17 protein-coding genes are annotated in these 20968 nt (G+C 70.6%); 5 read left to right on the forward strand and 12 right to left on the reverse strand.

What is annotated here, in order from left to right; translation table 11 throughout:
- Window positions 1-10: 10 nt before the first annotated feature.
- On the forward strand, window positions 11-916 hold the full coding sequence (locus tag AB0C30_RS10605) for a hypothetical protein (protein WP_357941862.1): 906 nt from the start codon (window positions 11-13) through the stop codon (window positions 914-916).
- Here AB0C30_RS10605 and AB0C30_RS10610 read toward each other — a convergent pair.
- Window positions 913-1656 carry an NAD(P)H-binding protein gene (locus AB0C30_RS10610; protein WP_357941864.1) on the reverse strand — a complete coding sequence of 248 codons (744 nt, stop codon included), beginning with the start codon at window positions 1654-1656 and terminating at the stop codon, window positions 913-915. The two genes, AB0C30_RS10605 and AB0C30_RS10610, sit on opposite strands and share 4 nt — an antisense overlap.
- Before the next feature lie 84 nt (window positions 1657-1740).
- Between AB0C30_RS10610 and AB0C30_RS10615 the strand changes: the two genes are divergently transcribed.
- Window positions 1741-2214 (forward strand): Rrf2 family transcriptional regulator, encoded by a 474-nt coding sequence (locus tag AB0C30_RS10615; RefSeq protein ID WP_357941866.1) that lies wholly within the window; start codon window positions 1741-1743, stop codon window positions 2212-2214.
- 61 nt (window positions 2215-2275) lie between these two features.
- Here AB0C30_RS10615 and AB0C30_RS10620 read toward each other — a convergent pair whose 3' ends face one another.
- From AB0C30_RS10620 to AB0C30_RS10635, 4 genes are read right to left on the reverse strand one after another with little or no spacing between them, the layout of a single operon-like run.
- Window positions 2276-2590 (reverse strand): YbaB/EbfC family nucleoid-associated protein, encoded by a 315-nt coding sequence (locus AB0C30_RS10620; RefSeq protein ID WP_357941868.1) that lies wholly within the window; start codon window positions 2588-2590, stop codon window positions 2276-2278.
- Window positions 2591-2593: 3 nt separating this feature from the next.
- On the reverse strand, window positions 2594-2992 hold the full coding sequence (locus tag AB0C30_RS10625; protein ID WP_357941871.1) for a YbaB/EbfC family nucleoid-associated protein: 399 nt from the start codon (window positions 2990-2992) through the stop codon (window positions 2594-2596).
- The gene (locus AB0C30_RS10630; protein ID WP_357941873.1) at window positions 2989-3804 is read right to left on the reverse strand and encodes a hypothetical protein; all 816 of its coding nucleotides are present in this window, start codon (window positions 3802-3804) and stop codon (window positions 2989-2991) included. Before AB0C30_RS10630 ends, AB0C30_RS10625 begins: the two co-directional genes overlap by 4 nt.
- A gap of 49 nt (window positions 3805-3853) precedes the next feature.
- Complete coding sequence (locus AB0C30_RS10635) at window positions 3854-4366, reverse strand: hypothetical protein (RefSeq protein WP_357941875.1); 513 nt, start codon at window positions 4364-4366, stop codon at window positions 3854-3856.
- Window positions 4367-4592: 226 nt separating this feature from the next.
- Between AB0C30_RS10635 and AB0C30_RS10640 the strand changes: the two genes are divergently transcribed.
- Both AB0C30_RS10640 and AB0C30_RS10645 read left to right on the forward strand, forming a co-directional pair.
- Window positions 4593-5369 carry a phosphotransferase gene (locus tag AB0C30_RS10640; RefSeq protein WP_357941877.1) on the forward strand — a complete coding sequence of 259 codons (777 nt, stop codon included), beginning with the start codon at window positions 4593-4595 and terminating at the stop codon, window positions 5367-5369.
- A gap of 178 nt (window positions 5370-5547) precedes the next feature.
- Window positions 5548-6339 (forward strand): SigB/SigF/SigG family RNA polymerase sigma factor, encoded by a 792-nt coding sequence (locus tag AB0C30_RS10645; RefSeq protein WP_357941879.1) that lies wholly within the window; start codon window positions 5548-5550, stop codon window positions 6337-6339.
- Between the two features lie 78 nt (window positions 6340-6417).
- Here the strand turns inward: AB0C30_RS10645 and AB0C30_RS10650 are convergent, their stop codons facing one another.
- The 3 genes from AB0C30_RS10650 to AB0C30_RS10660 form a co-directional block, all read right to left on the reverse strand.
- A complete protein-coding gene (locus AB0C30_RS10650) occupies window positions 6418-8784 on the reverse strand; it encodes a SpoIIE family protein phosphatase (protein ID WP_357941881.1) in 2367 nt (788 codons plus the stop codon).
- 45 nt (window positions 8785-8829) lie between these two features.
- Window positions 8830-13092, reverse strand: a complete 4263-nt coding sequence (locus AB0C30_RS10655; RefSeq protein ID WP_357941884.1) for a HAMP domain-containing protein — start codon at window positions 13090-13092, stop codon at window positions 8830-8832.
- Between the two features lie 124 nt (window positions 13093-13216).
- Window positions 13217-14029, reverse strand: coding sequence for an SAM-dependent methyltransferase (locus AB0C30_RS10660; protein WP_357941886.1), 813 nt, complete (start codon window positions 14027-14029; stop codon window positions 13217-13219).
- Window positions 14030-14216: 187 nt separating this feature from the next.
- On the opposite strand from AB0C30_RS10660, the gene AB0C30_RS10665 reads away from it, so the two are divergent.
- Complete coding sequence (locus AB0C30_RS10665; protein WP_357941888.1) at window positions 14217-16349, forward strand: alpha/beta hydrolase-fold protein; 2133 nt, start codon at window positions 14217-14219, stop codon at window positions 16347-16349.
- Window positions 16350-16367: 18 nt separating this feature from the next.
- Here the strand turns inward: AB0C30_RS10665 and AB0C30_RS10670 are convergent, their stop codons facing one another.
- From AB0C30_RS10670 to AB0C30_RS10685, 4 genes are read right to left on the reverse strand one after another with little or no spacing between them, the layout of a single operon-like run.
- Window positions 16368-17189 carry a hypothetical protein gene (locus AB0C30_RS10670; protein ID WP_357941889.1) on the reverse strand — a complete coding sequence of 274 codons (822 nt, stop codon included), beginning with the start codon at window positions 17187-17189 and terminating at the stop codon, window positions 16368-16370.
- Between the two features lie 14 nt (window positions 17190-17203).
- Complete coding sequence (locus AB0C30_RS10675) at window positions 17204-17983, reverse strand: SDR family oxidoreductase (protein ID WP_357941891.1); 780 nt, start codon at window positions 17981-17983, stop codon at window positions 17204-17206.
- 47 nt (window positions 17984-18030) lie between these two features.
- Window positions 18031-19512, reverse strand: a complete 1482-nt coding sequence (locus AB0C30_RS10680) for a long-chain fatty acid--CoA ligase (RefSeq protein ID WP_357941893.1) — start codon at window positions 19510-19512, stop codon at window positions 18031-18033.
- On the reverse strand, window positions 19499-20908 hold the full coding sequence (locus AB0C30_RS10685) for a helix-turn-helix domain-containing protein (protein WP_357941895.1): 1410 nt from the start codon (window positions 20906-20908) through the stop codon (window positions 19499-19501). Before AB0C30_RS10685 ends, AB0C30_RS10680 begins: the two co-directional genes overlap by 14 nt.
- Between the last annotated feature and the right edge of the window lie 60 nt (window positions 20909-20968).

Consider the following 20968-nt stretch of genomic DNA (forward strand, 5'->3'; position numbering starts at 1 on the left):
TCTCCGTCACGTGGCCGTCGTCGTCACAGCGATCTGCGCGGTCACCGTCCTGACAACATCCTCGGCGAGCAGCCCGCCAACCGTCCCGACGTCGTGCCCGCGACAGTGGGGAGGCCACCACGCCGGTGGCTGGGTGCCTGCCGCCGGGCAGATCGACGGGGCCGGAGACTACCTCGTACCCGGCAGGCCGGTCACCGCGATGATCTGCGCGTACCCGGGCGACAACACCCGCATGGGCGGCGAGCGGCTGGCCGGAACGCGGACCCTGACCGGGGACGCCGAGGCCATGGCCCGCGACCTCGGCTACCTTCCGGTCAGCACGGAGGAGCGCGATGTCATATGCACGCTGATGGGCGGCCCGATGACCAACTACCTCATCCGGTTCGCCTACCCTGGCGGCGGAGGGCTCTGGGTGGGCAGCGCCGAGGAGGCCAACGGCTGCGTCCGGACCACGAACGGCACGGTCCAATCCCGCTCGTACGTAGGCCGGAGCCTCACCGCCGCCTACCGGACCGGAACATGGCGGCTCGTACACCCCGACGACCCCTGCCAGATGCCCGGCGAGCGCCGGGGCCAGGACGAGCGGATGGTGCCCGACGAGCCCATCTCCGTTCTGGTGTGCAGGCGTGCGACCAGGGCTGGTGAGAGGGATCCGCGGCGTGAGCACGGCAGTCGGACGGCAGGACCTCTGGCGGAAACGCTGAACGCCCTGGACGCTGGGGGGAAGGAGATCCTTAATGAGATCAGCTGCAACCCGGCCGACTGGTTCGATCTCCTGTTCGGATACGCGGAAGGGCCACCTGTCCGGGTGTCGATCGTGCTGGGCTGTGATCATGGCATCGACAACGGGTTTCTCAATGCGGCCCTTGATGATGCCCTCCGCGACCAGATCATCCGTCTTGCCCCGCCGGGCTAGCGCTGTTGCGCGAGCCACTCGTCGAAGGTGGTCGGCGCGATGCGGGCGTCCTTGCCGGGCAGCAGCGCGTTGCCGGCCGCCTCCGGGCCGAGTGCCGCCGACCACGTGGGCACGAGCTTCACCGTACGGCCGCGCGCCTTGTTGGTGCGCCGGGCCATGTCCACCAGGTCCTGTGGGTCGGGACCGGCGACGTCGACGTAACGACCCCGCGGCTCGCCCACCGCGATCTCGGCGAGGATGTCGGCCACGTCCGCGGGCGCGATCGGCTGTACGAGCAGCGGCGGGATCGTCGCGACACCGTCCTGCTCGGTCCAGCTCGTCAGCAGCGCGGCGAAGTCGTGAAACTGCGTGGCCGGGACGATCGTCCACGGCACCGCTCCCTCGGACACGAGGCGCTCCTGCTCCCGCTTGCCGGCGTAGTGAGCGTTGCCCTCGATGCCATGGATCCCGACGATCGAGAGCAGCACATGGTGACGGACGCCGGCTCGTTCCTCGGCGGCGAGCAGGTTTCGCGTGGCGGCGCCGAAGTAGGCCACCGTCTCGGCCTCGTTGGTCGCCGGTCCGTTGGTGGCGTCGATGACCGCCTCGACGCCGGCCAGCGCGTCGTCGAGTCCGTCACCGGTCACCAGGTCCACGCCCAGCGAGCGGCTGATCCGGACGACCTCGTGCCCGCCGCGTTCGAGGGCGGCGACGGTGAGGGCTCCGATGTTCCCGGTCGCACCGGCGATCGCGATCCGCATGATGATCTCTCTTTCTCTGGCTGACCCGCGAGAACGCTATCACGGACTAAACAGGTCCATAATATCTGCGATAGGCTCGGAGGCGTGAAGCTGCCGGTGAGCACTGAATGGGTTCTGCACTGCGCCACGACGCTGGCGCAGCTCGATGCGGGAGCCAGTGCGTCGGCGGCACAGCTCGCGCAGTACTACGACCTTCCGGCGCCCTATCTCACCAAGCAGCTGAAGGCACTTGTCAGGGCCGGCCTGCTGGGCGCGACCACAGGTCCGCGAGGCGGGTTCCGGCTCGCGCTGCCCCCTTCCGAGATTACGCTCCTGCGGATCGTCGAGGCCGTCGACGGCACGTCCCCTCCGTACGAGTGCCGTGAGATCCGCCAACGAGGACGGGGCGCGCTGCCTGCCGAGGACTGCCGCCGCACCTGCGTCCTCGCCGAGAAGATGGCCGACGCGCACGAGGCATGGCGAGGCAGCCTTGCCGGGGTCACCCTCGCCGACATCCTCGCCGAGCTGCCCCCTTCGGCGCCGGCCCGCACCCGGCGGCTCCTGGCGGGGACGGCGTAGGCCGCCCCCGCAGGACGGCGAGCCGGCGCAAGCTCAACAATCTCAAAGCGCAGGTGAAGGGCTAGGCGATCGTGCCCGAAGCGGCGGGCAAACTCCCTAGCAGCGCGTCCCTGGAGGCCGCCGCGGCCTCCTCGGCTGTCGTGATCGCCGCGAGGATGGCGGCGGCCAAGCCCGTCGCGTCCAGTCGCCTCCTGCTCCGCGGGGAGATCTCCAACCGCGTGATGGTGCCGAGCGCGTCGGTGACGGCCACAATCCCACCCTCGTCGGCCACGCCGGCGAACTCGGCGGCACTCCACTCCTCCACCCTCGCCTCCGCCTGCTCGGCGGCGGCGATCAACGCCTCCAGCCGCGCCTGCGCCTCCTCCATGCCCTCCATCGCTCACTCTCCTCGCAGCACGTTGCGGATGTGGCCGTCGAGCGGGTCGGCGGCGCCCTCTGCGCTCGCGGTGTCAGGCGCTTGTCCCGTCAGATCCTGGACGACCTGAGTCAGCCGCTCCCCCATCGCGAGGTGGGCCGCGGCGATCGCCTCACAAACGGCCTGGGCGAGCTGGACGTGGTCCAGGCCGCCCAGCCCGCGCGGGTCGATGGACAACCCGCGCAGGCGGCCAGTGCCGGACACCTCCGCGCGGACGACCTCGGACGGGTCGGCCCCCGCCAGCCGTTCCTCCTCCAACTCGCCCAGCGCCCCGGCCAGGGTGCGCGCCCAGCCGTCCGTCTCGCGCAGCAGTCCGTCGACGTCGTCCTGCCGACCCCCGGCGAACGCCTCGACACGCCTCATGAGGCTTCCTTCGACATGGGAACCCAGTAGTTTTCCAGCTGGGTGGGGTCCGCGATCGCAGGAGTGAGGTGGAGATCGCGTGGCCCCAGCGCCGGGTTGCCGGACCGGTAGAAGGCGCCCCTCAGATCGTTGAGCTTGAGTTCGAGCTTGTTGAGGGTGCCCTCGTAGGAGTTGTACACGTCGGCGAACTGCTTGACCAGATTTCCTGCCGCGCTCATGAACAGGCCGACCTGGGTCATCAGGGCGACCCTCCCCACCGGGTGTGCGCTCATGGCGGCGACGGCGCGCAGTATGGGGGCCGAAGTGGCGTAGAGCCCGAACACCGACAGGTCGTACTCCAGTACCTCTTTGTACTGGCCGTGCATGGCGCCGCTCATCTCGTCAGTGATCTTGCCAAGCTGGCCGTACAAGCCGTTGACGTTAAAGCGGACGTACTGCTGGAGCGTATCCCTCGCTTGACCCTTCCAGTTGGGGGAGATGTCATCAAAAAAGGCACGCCACAAGTCGGACCGGCTGCCTTCCAGCAGTCCGGCCATGCTCTTCCACTGCTCACGCCGATCGTAGAACAGGAACGGGTTGCCCAGGTTGAGGGTGGCCGCCACGTCCAGCGCGAGCGCGGCGATGCCGAGCCCCGAAACAGCCATCGCGGCCCTGTTGGACTGGCGCAGCGGATTCAGCTCCGTGATCAGCCGCTTGTAGAAGCCGGGGTCGGTGCGCGGCTTGGGAGCGACTGTGACGGTCCGCTGTACGGTGCCGCTGGCGTTGGAGATATAGAGCTGCTGATTGGCCACAGGGGTGGTGCTGCCCGGCACGATCAGCTTCGGCGGTTCTCCAGACGGAGTCGACATCGCGAATCTCTCCTCACTCGGCGGTGCTGGCCCGCGCGGCGGCGACGTAGTTGTCCGCGGCTTTGTCAATCTTGCCGCTGTCGGTGCGCAGCACTTCGGAGAGGATGCCCGCGCTGTCCCGCCAGGTGTCGGCGATGGTGTTCAACCGGTTGACGAACATCAGCCCGACAATGGGCACTCCGGCCATGGGGGCCAGATTCCAGCCCTCGAAGCGAGGAGTCCACTGCTTGACGGTGTCCACGCCGGTGGCCGAGTCGTCCATGGTGCCGGCGAACTTCCGCACGTACCCCGCGTCGGTCTCGTAGCCTTTCGCGGGGCCGTCGGTGTCCTCGAGCAGTGGCGCGGACTTGGCCAGTGAGGCCTGCACCGGCTGCGCGCGTAGCCGCGACGGGAGGCACAGGGGCGGCGGGCACGCGGGGACGTGCGGACACGGGCTTACCAGCGACGGCGAGGGGCCGGGCGTCCCGAACGCCGGCGAGCCCGGAGAGGTGGTCGGCGAAAGGTTGCCGGGCGGTTGACTGGCCATGGATAAAGGTTTATCGGACGACACGGGACATTTTTACCACGATCATGGTCATTGTCCGCGCGAGCCCCCGTTTCCGCGGGGTGGGGGGTTTGTGTCGGTAGTGATCTCTATGGTCCCTGTCATGACGAGCTGGGTCGAGATACGCGGACCAGTTGACCAGGCTCGTCCCCGGCCAGGCCGGAAAACCAGGTGCGGCGACCGGCGGGCCGGGGGTAGAAACGGCGTCATGGACGAGCAGCCCCTGCCGGGTGGCAGGCATGTCGGCGGCGTACGCATCGGCGATACCGTCCATCGGCCCGCCAACCCGTGGACGCGCACCGTCCACACCGTGCTGAACCATCTGGAGGCGGCCGGGTTCGAGGGGGCGCCGCGGGTCCTCGGGTTCGACGAGCGAGGGCGCGAGGTGCTGACCTACCTCCAGGGCGACACGATCGGGGAGCAGGCTCCCTGGCCCGCGTGGCCCTGGTCGGACAGCGCGCTCAAGCAGGTCGGGGCCTGGATGCGGCGGCTGCACGACGCGACGGCGACGTTCGTGCCCGAGCCGGACGCAGTCTGGTTCACCGGGCGTCCCTGGCGGCCGGGGCTGGTCATCGGGCACCACGACGCCTCTCCTTACAACGCGGTATGGCAGGAGGACGACCTGGTCGGGTTCGTCGACTGGGACACGGCCGGGCCGTCCTCGCGGGAGCGCGATCTGGCCTACAGCGCGTTGACGTGGGTTCCGCTGCACGCTCGGCGGGTCGTCACGGAGCAGGGGTTCACGGCGTTCGAGGATCGCTCCCGGCGGCTGCACCTGCTGCTCGACGCCTACGGCTACGAGGGCGACCGTACGGCGTTCCGCTCCGAGGTGGTCGACCGGGCGCGGATGAACGCCGAGGTCATCCGCCGGCTCGCCGAGGGCGGTGAGCCGGTCTACCAGGCGCTACTGCCGTTCGCCGCGAACCTCGAACAGGCCGTGGTCGAGATCGAGGCGCTGCCGGAGGCCTTCTGGGAGCGCGGCTGAGGGGCCGCCCGCGGGATGCGTGACCTTTTTGTGATCCCGCGGGCGTGACATCTCCGGAAAATAGGAGATAATGAAAGCGAAGTCCAGCAGAGGGCTTCGTCTCGTGTTATCGAGGCGTGTCTCTGTCTGGGCTTTTGTCTTTGGACGGGACCGCCTGCAGTAGATATGAGGAGCAGGAATGACCGTCCAGCAGGCTCACGCTCAGCCTCAGGCACTCGTGCTCGACGAGATGACCGCCGAACAACTCCTGGTCGAAATGGTCAAGCCGGAGACCTCCGAGCTCGACAGGGTACGGATCCGCGAGCGTCTCGTAGCAATGCACGAGTGGCTGGCCAACGACATCACCCGCCGCTACCGCTACCGCGGCGAGCCCATCGAAGACCTGCGCCAGGCCGCCTACGTCGGCCTCATGAAGGCGATCAACGGCTTCGACGCCGAGCTCGGCCACGACTTCAGGGGCTACGCGGTCGTCACCATGACCGGCGAGGTCAAGCGCCACTTCCGGGACCGTACCTGGGCCATCCGGGTGCCGCGCGTCTACCAGGAGCGCCGCTCCGAGCTCAACAAGCTCGTCTCCGACCTCAGCCAGACCCTCGGGCGCGCCCCCACGGTCGCCGAGCTGGCCGAGAAGATGAAGATCTCCCAGGAGGACGTGCTGCTCACGATGGACGCCTCGGCGGCCTACAGCACGCTCTCGCTCGACGCCCCGACGGGTGTCGACGACGACTCCGCCTCCCTCGGCGACGTCATCCCCGAACACGACGAATCGCTCGACTCCCTGGTCGACAAGCACGCCGTCAAGCCGCTCATCGACGCGCTGCCCGTACGGGAGAAGAAGATCCTGTTGCTGCGCTTCTACGGCAACATGACGCAGGCCGAGATCGCCGCGGAGTTCGGGATCTCGCAGATGCACGTCTCGCGCATCCTGCGCAAGGTCCTCGACGACCTGCGCAAGGGCCTGTCGGACTGAGGTCCGCGGCCGCACCGCTTCGGCCGGCGCCACATCGCGCCGGCCGAAGCGGCGTCACCACAGGCGCCACAACAGGCGTCACCGCAACTCGACACCGATCAGGCACGTGTCGTCGTCGGTGTCGGAGTTGCAGTGCGTCAGCAGGTGGTCCAGCCGCAGGTCGAGGGTACGAGCCGGCTGCCCGGCGATGACCAGCAGGTGGTTCTGGGCGTGCTGCAGGGCGCGGTCCCGGCGTTCGATGAGCCCGTCCGTGTACATCATCAGGGTGTCGCCGGCTTCGAGCTGCAGTTGCCCCTCCTCGTACGCCGCCTCCGACACCGCGCCGAGCAGCAGTCCCTGGACCATCGGCAGCTCCGACGCGTTGGTCCCTCGGACCAGGAGCGGCGGCAGGTGCCCGGCGCGGGCCCAGCGCAGGACCTTGGTCCGCGGGTCGTACAGGCCGCAGATCGCGGTCGCGGTCACGCTGTCGGTGAGGTGGTGGGCGACCAGGTTGAGCCAGGTCAGCAGCTGACCGGGCCCCGCGCCGGTGGCGGCCAGGCCGCGCAGGGCGTTGCGCAGCACGACCATGCCGGTGGCCGCCTGGATGCCGTGTCCGGCCACGTCGCCCACGGACAGGAGCACGTGCTTGGACGGCAGTACGACGGCGTCGTACCAGTCGCCGCCGACCAGGTGTTCCTCCTCGGCGGGCCGGTAGCGGACGGCGATCCGCAGCCCGAAGGCGTCCGTCGTCGCGTGCGTCGACGGCATGATGGCCCGCTGCAGTTGCAGGGCGAGGCGGTTGCGCTCGGCGGTCTGCTGCTCGCTGTGGGCGAGCTGGTCGCGGGTCGCGGCGAGCGCCACCTCGGTCCAGTGCTGTGAGGAAATGTCCTGATAAGCACCGCGTACGGCCAGCAACCGGTCGTCGGCTCCGAAAACCGGCTCCGCCACCACGCGGATGTGCCGGGCGATCCCGTCGGGCCGCTGAAGCCGGAACGCCGTCGAAGCCGAGCGCCGATGGTGCAGCACGGTGCGCAGGAACCGGCCGATACCGGTCTCGTCGTCGGGATGGGCGTGCTCGCGCAGCCGTTCGAGGGGGATCGGCTCGTCGCCGGGAGACAGGCCGTACAGGGCGAAGAGCTGGTCGTTCCAGGTGACCCGGCCGGTGAGCGCGTTCTCCTCGAAGCCGCCGATGCGGCCCAGGCGCTGGGCGTGCTGCAGGATGCCGGCCAGCCGCGCCCGTTCGTCCTGCGGCCGCCAGATGAGCAGCACGCAGTCGCCGTGGCGGGTGGCGCTGACGCCGGCCTCGGTGCTCAGCCGTACCTGGTCCACCAGGGTGTCGAGGGTCATGCGGTCGGTGCGGAACGGCTCGCCGGTCGCGTGTACGTGCTCGACCTTGGCGAACAGGCCGCCGTTCTCGGCCGCCAGCGGGTACGCCTCCAGCAGCAGCGCCCCGGTGACCCGGTGGTGCGGGCGCCCGGCCGGGTCGGCGAACCGGCCGTTGGCGTGCACGATGCGGAAATCGGTCAGTCTGCCGCGGCTGTCGAGGTGCGGGCAGAGCACCAGGGCGGGATCGTGCAGTCCGTCGGCCAGGTCGACGAGCTCGGAGAAGGCCGGGTCGGGCGACACGGGCCCGTCCGGCGCGAACGTGTCCAGGGTATGGGCGCACAGGTCCGCCAGCGCCTCGATCTGCCGCTCTATCTGCGGCGGCTGCGGCTCCAGGTCATGCGGCCAGCCGATCTCCAGGACACCCAGGATGCGGCCGCCCGTACCGGCGGGCACCGTCACCCGCCCGCCCTCGGCCGTCGGCCGGTGCCCGATGGTGGGCAGCCCGGCCTCGCGCAGGGCCGGGAACCAGACGGTCCGGCGCTCCGAGAGAGCCTGACGAGCCGGGGTGGCCACCCCCGGAGGGACGTACCGCCACCGCATGGCCTCCTCGGCGCTGAGCCCCGCGTAGCCGGCCAGGCTGAGCGAGGCGTCGGGACCGGCGGCCCACACGGCGACCGTCGTCGCGCCGAGCGGCACCAGCGCGTGCTCCAGGAGCGACTCGGCGACCGCCTGGGTGTCGCTCGCGCCGAGCGCGCCGCTCTCGGCGGCGCGCAGCCGCAGGGAGACGGAGTGGCGCGCACGGTCGTGGTCCGTCGTCGCCAAGCGCAGGAACTCGCCGGCCGTCTCGCTGATGCGGTCCTGCGCCGCCTGATCGATGATGACCGAGGCCAGCTCCAGCTGCGACATCCCGGCCTGCTCGGCGAGCGTGGTGAGCTGGCGGGCGGCTTGGGCAGGGCCGCAGCGCAGCCGCTCGACCAGGACGCCCTTGGCCAGCTCGATCAGGGCGCGTCCGTCGGCGGCCAGGTGGGCGTCCTGGATCTCCTTGCGCAGCCGTTCGATCGTGGCGGCCAGCCGCCCGACGTTCGCGTCATCGACTGAAGCCTCCGCATGGGCGGTGCCGGGCTGCTGTGCTGGTTGCAAGGTGGGACTCCTGGGGATGGACACGGGCTTGCCCGGGGGACTGCGCTAGGAGGTCATCCAGCGCTGGATCACCTCGATGAGATGGTCGGAGTCGACCGGCTTGGTGACGTAGTCGCTCGCTCCCGCCGCGAGCGACTTCTCCTGGTCGCCCGGCATGGCCTTGGCCGTCACCGCGATGATGGGCAGGCCGACGTATTGAGGCATGGCCCGGATCGCCTCCGTGGCGGCATAGCCATCCATCTCCGGCATCATCACGTCCATCAGGATGAGGTCGGTCTCCGGGTGGGCGATGAGCATGTCGATGCCCTTGCGGCCGTTCTCCGCGTGCAGCACGTTCATGCCGTGAATCTCCAGCATGCTGGTGAGCGCGAACAGGTTCCTGGCGTCGTCGTCGACCACCAGCACCGTACGCCCGGCCAGCGTGTCGTCGACCTCCCGCCCGGCGGGCACGCCCACGTTGGCCGGGCGGACCAGGGGGAGCACGTCGCTCGGCTGGTCGGCGGTCAGGTGCAGGGCGATGCGCTCGCGCAGCTCGTCGAGGCTGGAGAGCAGCTCCAGCGGCCGGTTGCTGGCGCGGGCCTGAAGGGTCGCCTCCTGCTGCGGGTTGGTGCGCCAGTTGTTGTAGGCCAGGACCGGCACCTGCTGGAGCGCGGGGTCGCCGTCCATGGCCTCCAGCAGGCCGTACGCCGCCATATCGGGCATGTCGATGTCGAGGACGATGCAGTGGCACGGCTCGGCGGCGAGCGTGGCGGCGGCCTCCTCCGCACCCGCGGCGGTGACCACCTCGACGGTCCCGTGGAGGTGGGCCAGGTCGCGGGTGTTGGCCAGGTCGGTCACGACGCTCTCGGCGACCAGGGACAGCAGCCCGCGCTGCCGCTCCTCGATGATCAGGAGCCGCCGTTGCTGCGGCACCACGGGCGCGGCGGGCAGGCTCTGCTTGGCGGCGGACGGCAGCGGCTTGGCCTCGGGGGTGGAGTAGTCCTCGAAGTCGGGGCGCGCGATCGGCAGGTAGAGCGTGAAGACGCTGCCCTGTCCCGGAGTGCTCTGCGCGGTGATGCCGCCGCCGAGCAGGTAGGCGATCTCGCGGCTGATCGACAGGCCCAGCCCGGTGCCGCCGTACTTGCGGCTGGTGGTGCCGTCGGCCTGCTGGAACGCGCCGAAGATCACCTCCAGCTGCTGCTCGGGGATGCCGATGCCGGTGTCGATGACCCGCAGGGCCACGGCCGCGCCGTGCGGGCGCGCGGGAACGGGCAGCTCGGCCGGGCTGGCCGGTTCGATCCGTAGCTCGACGCTGCCCGTCTCGGTGAACTTGACCGCGTTGGAGAGCAGGTTGCGCAGCACCTGGCGCAGCCGCGAGTCGTCGGTGAGCAGCTCGGTCGGCACGCCCGGCATGGTGGTGATCAGGAAGTCCAGGCTCTTCTGCGTGGTCATCGGCCGGAAGGTGGCCTCGACGTAGTCGAGCAGCTGGCGCAGCGACACGCGTTCGGGGTTGATGTCCATCTTGCCGGCCTCGACCTTGGACAGGTCGAGGATGTCGTTGATCAGTTGCAGCAGGTCGGAGCCGGCCGAATGGATGATGCCCGCGTATTCGACCTGCTTGGCCGTGAGGTTGCGGGTGTGGTTCTGGGCGAGCAGCTGGGCCAGGATGAGTAGGGAGTTGAGCGGGGTGCGCAGCTCGTGGCTCATGTTGGCCAGGAACTCACTCTTGTACTTGGAGGCCAGCGAGAGCTGCTGGGCCCGCTCCTCCAGCTCCTGCCTGGCCTGCTCGATCTCCAGGTTCTTGGTCTCGATGTCGCGGTTCTGGGTGGCCAGCAGCGTCGCCTTCTCCTCCAGCTCCGCGTTGGAGCGCTGGAGCTCCTCCTGCTGGTTCTGCAGCTCCGCCGAGCGGGTCTGCAGCTCGACGGTGAGCCGCTGCGACTCCACCAGCAGCTCGTCGGTACGGGCGTTGGCCACGATGGTGTTGAGGTTGACGCCGATGGTCTCCATCAGCTGGTCGAGGAACGCGCGGTGGACCGGGGTGAAGGCGTAGACCGAGGCCAGCTCGATGACGCCGAGCACCTGCTCCTCGGCCACGATCGGCAGCACGATCACCGAGACGGGGGCCGTGCGGCCGAGCCCGGAGGAGACAGTGATGTAGTCGGCCGGGATGTCGGTCATGGCGATGGTCTTGTGGGTACGCGCCGCCTGGCCGACCAGCGCCTCACCGATGCGGAACCGGATCGGCCGCTCGGGGTCGGCGGCGAAGCCGTACGCGCTGATGAGCTGCAGCTCGGTCTCCTCGGCCAGGAAGAAGGCGCCGTATTGAGCCGAGACCAGAGGTGCCAGCTCGTCCATCACCAGCTCGGCGACCGTGGCCAGGTCGCGATGGCCCTGCATCAGCCCGGACATGCGGGCCAGGTTGGACTTGAGCCAGTCCTGCTCCTCGTTGGCCCGGGTGGTCTCGCGCAGCGACTCCACCATCGAGTTGATGTTGTCCTTGAGGTCGGCGAGCTCGCCTTCCGCGTCGACGGTGATGGAGCGCGTCAGGTCGCCCGAGGTGACCGCGCTGGTCACCGCGGCGATGGCGCGGACCTGGCGGGTGAGGTTGCCGGCCAGCTCGTTGACGTTCTCCGTCAGCCGCTTCCAGGTGCCGGAGACCCCTTCGACCTCGGCCTGGCCGCCCAATCGCCCTTCGCTGCCGACCTCGCGGGCCACCCTGGTGACCTCCGCGGCGAAGGAGGACAGCTGGTCGACCATCGTGTTGATGGTGGTCTTGAGCTCCAGGATCTCGCCGCGGGCGTCGACGTCGATCTTGCGGGTCAGGTCGCCCTTGGCCACCGCCGTGGTCACCTGGGCGATGCTGCGTACCTGGTTGGTCAGGTTGTCGGCCATCGAGTTGACGTTGTCGGTGAGGTTCTTCCAGGTGCCCGCCACGTTCGGGACCCGGGCCTGGCCGCCGAGCTGGCCTTCGGTGCCGACCTCGCGGGCGACGCGCGTGACCTCGTCGGCGAAGGCGGACAGGGTGTCCACCATCGTGTTGATGGTCTCGGCGAGCGCGGCGACCTCGCCCTTGGCCTCGACGGTGATCTTCTGCGACAGGTCGCCCTTGGCCACGGCGGTGGCGACCTGGGCGATGCTGCGTACCTGGTTGGTCAGGTTGGAGGCCATGACGTTGACGTTGTCGGTCAGGTCCTTCCAGGTGCCCGACACACCGCGCACCGTGCCCTGGCCGCCCAGGTTGCCCTCGGTGCCGACCTCGCGGGCCACCCTGGTGACCTCGTCGGCGAACGCGGACAGCTGGTCGACCATCGTGTTGATGGTCTCCTTCAGCTCCAGGATCTCGCCTCGGGCGTCCACCCGGATCTTCTGCGACAGGTCGCCCTTGGCCACGGCGGTGGTGACCTCGGCGATGCTGCGTACCTGGGCGGTGAGGTTGTCGGCCATGACGTTGACCGACTCCGTCAGGTCCTTCCAGGTGCCGGAGACGCCCTTGACGTCGGCCTGCCCGCCGAGCCGTCCGTCGGTGCCGACCTCGCGGGCCACCCTGGTGACCTCGTCGGCGAAGGAGGACAGCTGGTCGACCATGGTGTTGAGGGTGTTCTTGAGCTCCAGGATCTCGCCTCGGGCGGCGACGGTGATCTTCTGCGACAGGTCGCCGCGCGCCACGGCGGTGGCCACCTGCGAGATGTTGCGGACCTGGGCGGTGAGGTTGCCGGCCATGAAGTTCACCGAGTCGGTCAGGTCCCGCCAGGTGCCCGCCACGCCCTTGACGTCGGCCTGGCCGCCCAGCTCGCCCTCGGTGCCGACCTCGCGGGCCACCCTGGTGACCTCGTCGGCGAAGGAGGACAGCTGGTCGACCATCGTGTTGACGGTGTTCTTCAGCTCCAGGATCTCGCCGCGAGCCGCCACGGTGATCTTCTGCGACAGGTCGCCCCTGGCCACGGCCGTGGTCACCTGGGCGATGCTGCGTACCTGGTCGGTGAGGTTGCCCGCCATGGCGTTGACGGACTCCGTCAGGTCCTTCCAGGTGCCGGACACGGCCGGCACCTCGGCCTGCCCGCCGAGCCGCCCCTCGGTGCCGACTTCGCGGGAGACGCGGGTCACCTCGGAGGTGAACAGCGAGAGCTGGTCGACCATGCCGTTGAAGACGGAGGCGATCTCCCCGAGCAGCCCGTCGGCGTCGTCCGGCAGCCGGGTGCCGAAGTCGCCGTCGCGGACCGCGGTCAGGCCGGCCAGCAGCTGCCGGAGCTCCGGCTCGCCGACCTCGCCGACGTCACGTGCCCGCTTGGGACGTCCGGACGAACGTGAGGCCCCCGCTGCGTCACTCATGTTCACCCCTGGTTCTGATCCTGCAGTTGTCAAAGCTTCACCAGGAGAATAGTCAAGCGTGCGAGCTCATCATGCTGATCGCCGAGTGTCGGTCAAGCAACTGTCTGAAAGGCTTGGTGGAAGGTCAGGATTTGCGGCCGACAGCGCCATATTGCGACACTTCCTGGCCGCGATATTGGGTGGTCGGCTCGGGGCGCCACTTCGGCAGCGACACCATGCCCGGCTCGACCAGTTCCATCCCCTTGTAGAACTCCATGAGCTGCTCGGTTGTACGGATCGTGATGGGCGTGGCGCCGCTGTCGTTCCAGATGGCCGCGGCGCGGTCCATGGCCGGGCTGCTCACGCTGGAGGCGATGGTCAGATAGCTGCCCGAAGGGAGCGCCCGCATCAGCTCGGCGACGACCGTGTACGCCTGCTCGTCGTCCGGCACGAACTCCACCACGCCCAGCAGCATCAGGCCGACGGGCTGCGTGAAGTCCAGGGCCTTGGCCGCGTGTTCCAGGATCGTCTCCGGGTCGCGCAGGTCGGCGTCAATGTACGTGGTCAGGCCCTCGTCGGTGCCGCGCAGCAGCGCGCGGGCGTGGGCCAGGACGATCGGGTCGTTGTCGACGTACACGATGCGCGCCTCGGGCGCGGCGGCCTGGGCCACCTCGTGGGTGTTGTCGGCCGACGGGATGCCGGTACCGATGTCGAGGAACTGGCGAACCCCCTCCTCCACGACCAGGTGCCGCACCACGCGGGCCAGGAACTCCCGCTCGGCGCGGGCGATGATGGCCAGCTCCGGCATGACCTGGAGGATCTGCTCGCCCGTCTCGCGGTCGGCGGCGTAGTGGTCCTTGCCGCCCAGCCAGTAGTCGAAGACGCGCGCCGGATGAGCCACCGAGGTGTCTATGCGGCTGAGCTGTTCCATGACGTCGTCGTTCGCGTCCTCGGTCATCAGGGGTCCCCAGGTCGTCGCGGTAATGGAGGGCTTATCTCGGCTCAGCCTAGAGGTCATTTCACTGGCAAATCGCAAGAATTACGACATGTGATCATTTGAATACTTGACACGGATCAAAGGCCACCAGGAAACTCTCCTGCACCACCGGACAGATTGTTCGGTAAACGTTTACAGGGAGCGACCGATGCCCTTATCTCGATGGAGCGGTGTCGGTGCGCTCATAGCCCTCGCCCTCGTCGTCCTGCTGGCCGTACCGGGAGAGGCACGCGTGCGGGCCGACCGGACCGGGACGATCACCGCGGCCGCCGCGCCCTCGGCGGCGCTGGGGGAGAACATCGCCTACAACCTGTATCTGCCGTACGGCTACGCCAAGGGCGCCGATCGTTACCCGGTGCTGTACCTGCTGCACGGGCGCGGCGACACGATGCAGGCGTGGACCCGGGTCAAGGACACGCTCGACGCGATGATCCGGACCCGGCGGATACCGCCGCTCATCGCCGTCATGCCCGACGCGCCGTGGAGCGAGCGCGGCAGCTGGTACGTGGACTCCCGCTACACCGGCTCCGACCTGCCAGGACGGCCGGTCGAGACCGCGCTGACCCGCGACCTGGTCGCCCACGTGGACGCGACGTACCGCACGGCGCCGATCCGCCAGGCCCGCATGGTCGGCGGCTACTCCATGGGCGGCTCGGGCGCGCTGCGCTTCGCGCTGGCCCACCAGGACCTGTTCGGCAGCGCCATCGTGCTCAGCCCGGCCGTTTATACGCCGCTGCCGCCGGCCGACTCCTCCACGCGTGACTACGGCGCCTACGGCCAGGGCGGCGACAAGTTCGCCGACGCGGTGTACCGGGAGTCGAACTACCCCGCCCTGCTCCCCAAGCTCGACCAGGACCTGCCCGTACGGCTGTTCGTGGCCGTCGGCGACGACGAGTACGCCAACCCCGACCCCGCCGACGCCCAGCACGACCTCGACTTCGAGTCCGCCGCGCTCTACAACGCGGCCCGGCGCTCGCCCGCGATCTCGGCGCAGCTGCGCGTGCTCGACGGCGGCCACGACTGGACCGTCTGGGCGCCCGCGTTCGAGCAGGCGATGGCCGAGCTCGGCCCGGGGCTGAGCGTCACGCCGCCGGCCGGGCTGCCCGCCCCGCTGTACGGCACGGCCGCCCCGGACTGGGCCGGTGGCGTCGCGGCCCACGCCGACGGCTCGCTGACCACCGGGTTCGCGGCGAGCGGACCCGTCGGCGGCCAGCCGTACGCGGGCCGCCTCGACGCGGTGCTGGTCCGCGGCGGCGCGGACGGCTGGACCAGGCAGCTCGGCAGCGCCGCCGACGAGCGGTTGTACGGAGTCGCGGCGCTGCCCGACGGCGGCGTCCTCGCGGCCGGCTACACCAAGGGCGACCTGGACGGTCACCACGTGGGCAACGCCACGGACGACGCGTTCGTGGTCCGGCTCGACGCGAAGGGCGCGGTCCGCTGGCTCACCCAGTTCGGCGCGCCCGGCGTGGCCGACCGCCTCTACGGCCTGGCCGCCGCCCCTGGCGGCGGCGCCTACGTGGCCGGCTACACCAAGGGCGCCCTCGACGGGGCCAACAGCGGGGACAAGGACGCGCTGGTCGCCCGCCTGTCCGCCGACGGCGCGGTCTCCTGGGTCCGCCAGTACGGTGGGGTGGGCGAGGACAAGGCGTACGGAGTGGCTTCGGACGGGACGAACCTGTACGTGACGGGCAGCGCGACCTCGGCTTTGCCGGGGACGACCGCGCTCGGCGGGCTCGACGGCTGGCTCGCCGCCTACGACCCGAACGGGGCCCGGAAGTGGGCCACCGCGGTGGGCGGCACCGGTGACGACCGGCTGAACGCGGTAGCCATCACCACGGCGGGCCTCGCGGTCGCCACCGGGGGCGTCGGCGGTGATCTGGTCGCGGCGGCGTACACGGGCGCGGGCAAGCAGCGCTGGCAGGCCACCGTCGCCACCCCGGCCGCCGACGAGGGCGCCGCCGTGGTGCCGCTGACCGGGGGCGCGGTCGCGCTGGCCGGATACACCCGGGGCCGGGTGGGCGTGGTGGCGGGCGCGGCCGACGTCCTGACGGTCCGGCTGGACGGTAAGGGGAAGCAGCAGGCCGCCGCCCAGCTCGGCACCGCCCGTGACGACGGCGTCGACCCGTTCTCCGAGGTCAACCTGTACGCCGCCGCCACCCCGTCGGGGCAGGTGGCCGTCTCCGGCCTGACCTACGGCACGCCGACCGGCGGCGAGGCGCCGGGCAACGGCGACGTCTTCACCACCACGATCGACCCGGCCACCGGCCTGCCCAAGGGGTGATCCCAAGGGGTGATGAGGTCAGGCCGGGGTGAGGAGGCCCGCGTCGACGATGGCCCGGCCGAAGGGGCGGGCCAGCTCGGCGAGGCGTTCGCAGCCCTCCTCGCCCAGCGCCGAGTAGGCGGGCAGGGCCAGCGCGTCGGTGCGGGCCTCGATGTGCTGGCGCAGCGTCTTGCCCTCGGCGCTGAGCGTGTGGCCGTCGAGGAGACCGCGTTCGCGCAGGCGTTCCCCGGCCGCTGCCCACTCCGGCTCCGGCCAGGCCCGGCTCAGCTTGAGGAAGTCCACCGGGACCTCCCCGCTGGCGGCGTGCAGCACGAGCGCGTCCAGCGGCCCGACGCCCTCGGCGACCAGCATGCTGATGTGCCCGTCGCCACGGAACTCGCGCAGCAGCGTCTGCGCGTGCCACAGCTGGAGCAGCGGGTCGTCCGGCCAGGCCAGCGCGGCGTGCGCGGCGAACAGCGGGCGGCCCTGCGGATGCTCGCAGGCGGCCTCGGCGGCGCGCCGGGCCAGCTCGAGGACCGTGTCCAGTTCGGGCTGCTCGTGGATGCCCGCCCGGCGCAGGGCCTCGTCGGCCGCCTCGTACCGCGCGGCCAGCACCTGCTCGGGCGTCGCCAGGTCCCAGGCGGCGGGCAGCGCCTTCCGTACGAGGTCGGGGTGGAAGTTGTAGAAGGTCGCGATGACCAGCTCGGCGGAGGCGCGGCCGAGCGCCGCCCCGCGCGAGGCGAAGTAACCGGAGCGGGCGTTCAGCCCCAGCGCGGCGTACCGCTTCCGGCCCTCGGGGACGAAGTAGATCATGCCGTGCACCGGCTCCAGCCGCCGCCAAGCCTGTCGCGCTGCCCTCATGTCAGCGTCCCCCTTCATGACAGTGAGTCCACGAACCGCGCCATCCCGGCCAGCCACCGGTCGGGATCGTCGGCTTTGCGGCGGGCGAAGTCGGCCACCTCGGGGTGCGGGAAGATGTGGAACCGCTCCGCCGCCAGCCCCTCGACCACCGTCCCTGCCACGTCGGCCGGGTCGAGGATCGCCCCGGACGCGCCGACCGCGCGGGCCGTCAGGTGGTCCTCCGCGACGCCGCGCTCCAGCATGGCGGTCCGTACGCCCTGCGGGCACAGCACGCTGACCTTGACGCCCTTGGTCGCGTAGTGGATCGAGACCCACTCGGCGAAGGAGATGGCCGCCGCCTTGGTCACCGCGTAGGGCGCGTCGCCGGGGCAGCTGATCAGTCCGGCCGCCGAGCAGGTGTTGAGCAGGTAGCCACCGCCCCGCTCGACCATGCCGGGCACGACCGCTCGCGCGGCGTACACGTGGGCCCGCAGGTTGACCGACCACAGGCTGTCCCACTCCTGGTCGGTGGCCTCCAGCCCGTGCCCGGCGATGACGCCCGCGTTGGAACAGAACAGATCGGGCGGGCCGAAGGGCGTCTCCGCCAGCGCGGCCACCTCGGCCTCCACCGACACGTCGGTCCGTACGGCCAGGGCCCGGTCGCCGATCTCCTTCGCCACCGCGCCCGCGCCCGCCTCGTCGAGATCGGCGACCACCACTCCGGCCGCCCCCTCGGCGGCGAACCTGAGCGCCATGGCCCGGCCGATCCCGCTCGCCGCCCCCGTGACGACGACGACCTTGTCCCGCACCCGCATGAAGCCACCTTCCTAACCGACCAGCCGGTATCCAGAACGTAGTTCTACTACCGGTGGCGAGTCAACGTCTCGATGGCGCGCTTGAGGACCTTGCCGGTGGGGCTCATGGGCAGCTCGTCGGCGAAGGTGACGTGCCGGGGATACTTGTACGCCGCCACCCGCTCCCTGACGAAGGCCCGCAGCTCGTCGGCCTCGACCGGCGCGCGCAGCGTCACCACGGCCGCGATCTCCTCCCCGAGCTCCGGGTGGGGGACCCCGATGACCGCCGCCTGCCGTACGGCGGGATGCTCGTACAGGACCTCCTCCACCTCGCGCGGGTAGACGGTGTAGCCGCCCCGGATGATCACGTCGCGGCGGCGGTCGACCAGGAAGAAGAACCCGTCCTCGTCGACCCGGCCGAGGTCGCCGGTGTGGAACCAGCCGTCGCGGATCGCCTCAGCGGTGGCGGCCGGATTGTTCCAGTAGCCCTTCATCACGTTGGGGCCCCGGACGACGATCTCGCCGATGTGGCCGGTGGGCACCTCGCCGCCGTCCTCGTCGACCACCTTCATCTGGACGTCCTTGATCGGGCGGCCGATCGACCCCGGCCGGGTGCCGTTGCGGCCCCGGTTGGACGAGGCGACGGGCGAGGTCTCGCTGAGCCCGTAGCCCTCCACGATCGAGCAGCCGAACCGCGTCTCGTACGCCCGCAGCACGTCCAGCGGCAGCGCCGCCCCGCCGGAGACCAGGATGCGCAGCAGTGACATGTCGGAGGCGCCCGGATGGTCGAGCAGCGCGATGTACATGGTCGGCACGCCTTGGAAGACCGTGACGCCGTCCCGCCGGATGACCTCCAGCGCCCGGCCCGCCTCGAAGCGAGGTAGCAGCGTGAGGCGCGCGCCGGCCTGGACGGTGGCGTTGAGCGAGCAGGTCTGCCCGAAGGAGTGGTAGAGCGGCAGTGCCCCGAGCACGACGTCGTCCACCCCGAGCGCGTGCATGCGGGCGACGGCCGCGGCGTTGCCGCCGAGGTTGCCGTGGGTCAGCTCGACGCCCTTGGCCCGGCCGGTCGTGCCGGAGGTGTAGTGGATGACCGCCGTCTCGCCGTCCGCGCGCGCGGTGACGTCGTGCTCGGCGGCCAGGCCGCGCAGCAGCCGCTGGAACTCGCCCGGCACGACGAAGAAGCAGTCGGTCAGGGTGCCGGCGGTGCCCGCCTCGGCGGTCTCCGCGAAGGCGTGCCAGGCGATCAGCAGGCAGGCCCCGCAGTCACCGACGTACGCCGCGATCTCCCTCCTGCGCAGCAGCGGATCCAGCGGAACGACGACTGCCCCGATCCGCAGCACCCCGTAGTAGACGACGGCGAACTCCGGAACGTTCGGCAGCATGATCGCCACCCGGTCGCCTGCGCCGATCCCGCGCAGCCGCAGCAGGGCGGCGACGCGGGCGCTCATCAGGTCGAGCGCGCCGTAGGTGAGCGCCTCGTCGTCGAGCGTGACAACCGTCCTCCCGCCGAGCCGATCGGCGACGGTGTGGAGCCGGTCAGCGAGATTCATGGAACGACCGTACGTCCCCGCTCCCACGTCGCTCATCGGTCACGGTGGCCAGTCTTTGCCCCCCGTGGTTGGTGTTGGGCGGCTGCTTGGGGGTGAGTGGCAGGGAGTCGTGGAGGGCGATGGCCACGAGCAGGTCGAGCAGGTCGCTGATCCGGCGCAGACTGCGACCGGTGCGCTCCTGGATGCGGCGCAGGCGGTACTGAGCGGTGTTGGGGTGGATCTGCAGCCGCTCGGCCGAGGCGCGCAGGTTGAGGTCGGCGGCGGCGAAGGCGCGGATCGTGGCGGTGAGCACGCCGCCGCGCGCCCGGTCCTCGGACAGGAGCGCGGTGATCCGCGGATCCACCAGATGGCGGGCGGTGTCGTCGGCCCTCAGCGCCAAGTACTGGAACGGCGAGAGCCGGGGGAGCGCCGCCACACCGCCGTCCTCCGGCAGGAACTCCAGCACGGTACGGGCCTCGTCGTACGCCTGCGGGATCCCGGCCGTCCCGGCGACGACCGTGCTGACGCCCATCGCCAGCACGATCCCCTCGCCCATGAGGCTCTCGCGCACGGCCTGCAGCCGCTCGCACAGCTCCTCCGGGTCGCCGCCGGGGCCGAGCGCGGGGATGGCGACGATCTCCGACTGCCGCACGACCGACAGCGTCCGCGCGCCGTTCGCCCCGGCCCTGGACAGGGCCGCGCAGGCCGCGTGCCGCGCGTCCACGCCGCGGTCGGAGTCCGGGTTCCCGCCGATCACGAGCGCGCGCGGCCCGAGCAGGACCGCGATCACCACCAGCAGGGGCGAGCGGGTGTCGGACCCCAGACCGTACGCCTGGGCCGCGGCCAGTTGCCCGCCGCGCGTGGGCGCGCCGCCGGCCAGCAGGGTCTCCAGCAGGTCCCTGCTCTCGTGTACGGCTTCCGCCGCGGCGTAGTGCTGGAACTCCATGTACGCGTTGGCCGCGTGCGTACTGGCGAAGTCGCAGTAACGCATGATCGGGCCCGCCAGAGAGAGGGCGGCCTCGTGGCCGGCGGCCGAGTGGCCGGCCCGCTCCAGCACCGACCCCCAGAAGACCCGCTGGCCGACGCGGAAGGCGTTGATGTAGTCGGCCAGGGCGAGCCCGGCCCTGGCCCGCCGCATGGCGGCCCGGCGCGCGAAGGCGATGTCGTCGACGGTGACCGTGCGGTCTTCGAGCATCACGGCCAGCTTGCTGCGGTAATGGCGGACCACCTGGTCGCGTACGTCGGCGAGGAAGTTCTCGTCCTGAGCCGCGTAGGCGGGGATCTCGGCCCGCATCGTCTGAACGGCCGTGTCGGCGAGGTCGGCTAGATGATCGAGGAGCTCGGAGAGGATGCGCGTGCGCTGGACGCGGACCGTCGCCGAACCGGTGAGCGTTTCCGTGCTGAAACCACCGGACATGCCGGGATGATCCATGCACTTTGCCGGGCGGTCAACAGGTCGTAACCGGTCCGAGACAGA

The sequence above is a fragment of the Nonomuraea sp. NPDC048901 genome, from assembly GCF_040649695.1.
Taxonomy (GTDB): domain Bacteria; phylum Actinomycetota; class Actinomycetes; order Streptosporangiales; family Streptosporangiaceae; genus Nonomuraea.

What these genes read in the sequence shown, in the direction of transcription:
- AB0C30_RS10625 (WP_357941871.1), bottom strand. Translation starts at nt 2,992, where the DNA reads ATGAGGCGTGTCGAGGCGTTCGCCGGGGGTCGGCAGGACGACGTCGAC.
- AB0C30_RS10665 (WP_357941888.1), top strand. Translation starts at nt 14,217, where the DNA reads ATGCCCTTATCTCGATGGAGCGGTGTCGGTGCGCTCATAGCCCTCGCC.
- AB0C30_RS10645 (WP_357941879.1), top strand. Translation starts at nt 5,548, where the DNA reads ATGACCGTCCAGCAGGCTCACGCTCAGCCTCAGGCACTCGTGCTCGAC.
- AB0C30_RS10685 (WP_357941895.1), bottom strand. Translation starts at nt 20,908, where the DNA reads ATGTCCGGTGGTTTCAGCACGGAAACGCTCACCGGTTCGGCGACGGTC.
- AB0C30_RS10680 (WP_357941893.1), bottom strand. Translation starts at nt 19,512, where the DNA reads ATGAATCTCGCTGACCGGCTCCACACCGTCGCCGATCGGCTCGGCGGG.
- AB0C30_RS10670 (WP_357941889.1), bottom strand. Translation starts at nt 17,189, where the DNA reads ATGAGGGCAGCGCGACAGGCTTGGCGGCGGCTGGAGCCGGTGCACGGC.
- AB0C30_RS10640 (WP_357941877.1), top strand. Translation starts at nt 4,593, where the DNA reads ATGGACGAGCAGCCCCTGCCGGGTGGCAGGCATGTCGGCGGCGTACGC.
- AB0C30_RS10675 (WP_357941891.1), bottom strand. Translation starts at nt 17,983, where the DNA reads ATGCGGGTGCGGGACAAGGTCGTCGTCGTCACGGGGGCGGCGAGCGGG.
- AB0C30_RS10655 (WP_357941884.1), bottom strand. Translation starts at nt 13,092, where the DNA reads ATGAGTGACGCAGCGGGGGCCTCACGTTCGTCCGGACGTCCCAAGCGG.
- AB0C30_RS10635 (WP_357941875.1), bottom strand. Translation starts at nt 4,366, where the DNA reads ATGGCCAGTCAACCGCCCGGCAACCTTTCGCCGACCACCTCTCCGGGC.
- AB0C30_RS10660 (WP_357941886.1), bottom strand. Translation starts at nt 14,029, where the DNA reads ATGACCGAGGACGCGAACGACGACGTCATGGAACAGCTCAGCCGCATA.
- AB0C30_RS10610 (WP_357941864.1), bottom strand. Translation starts at nt 1,656, where the DNA reads ATGCGGATCGCGATCGCCGGTGCGACCGGGAACATCGGAGCCCTCACC.
- AB0C30_RS10620 (WP_357941868.1), bottom strand. Translation starts at nt 2,590, where the DNA reads ATGGAGGGCATGGAGGAGGCGCAGGCGCGGCTGGAGGCGTTGATCGCC.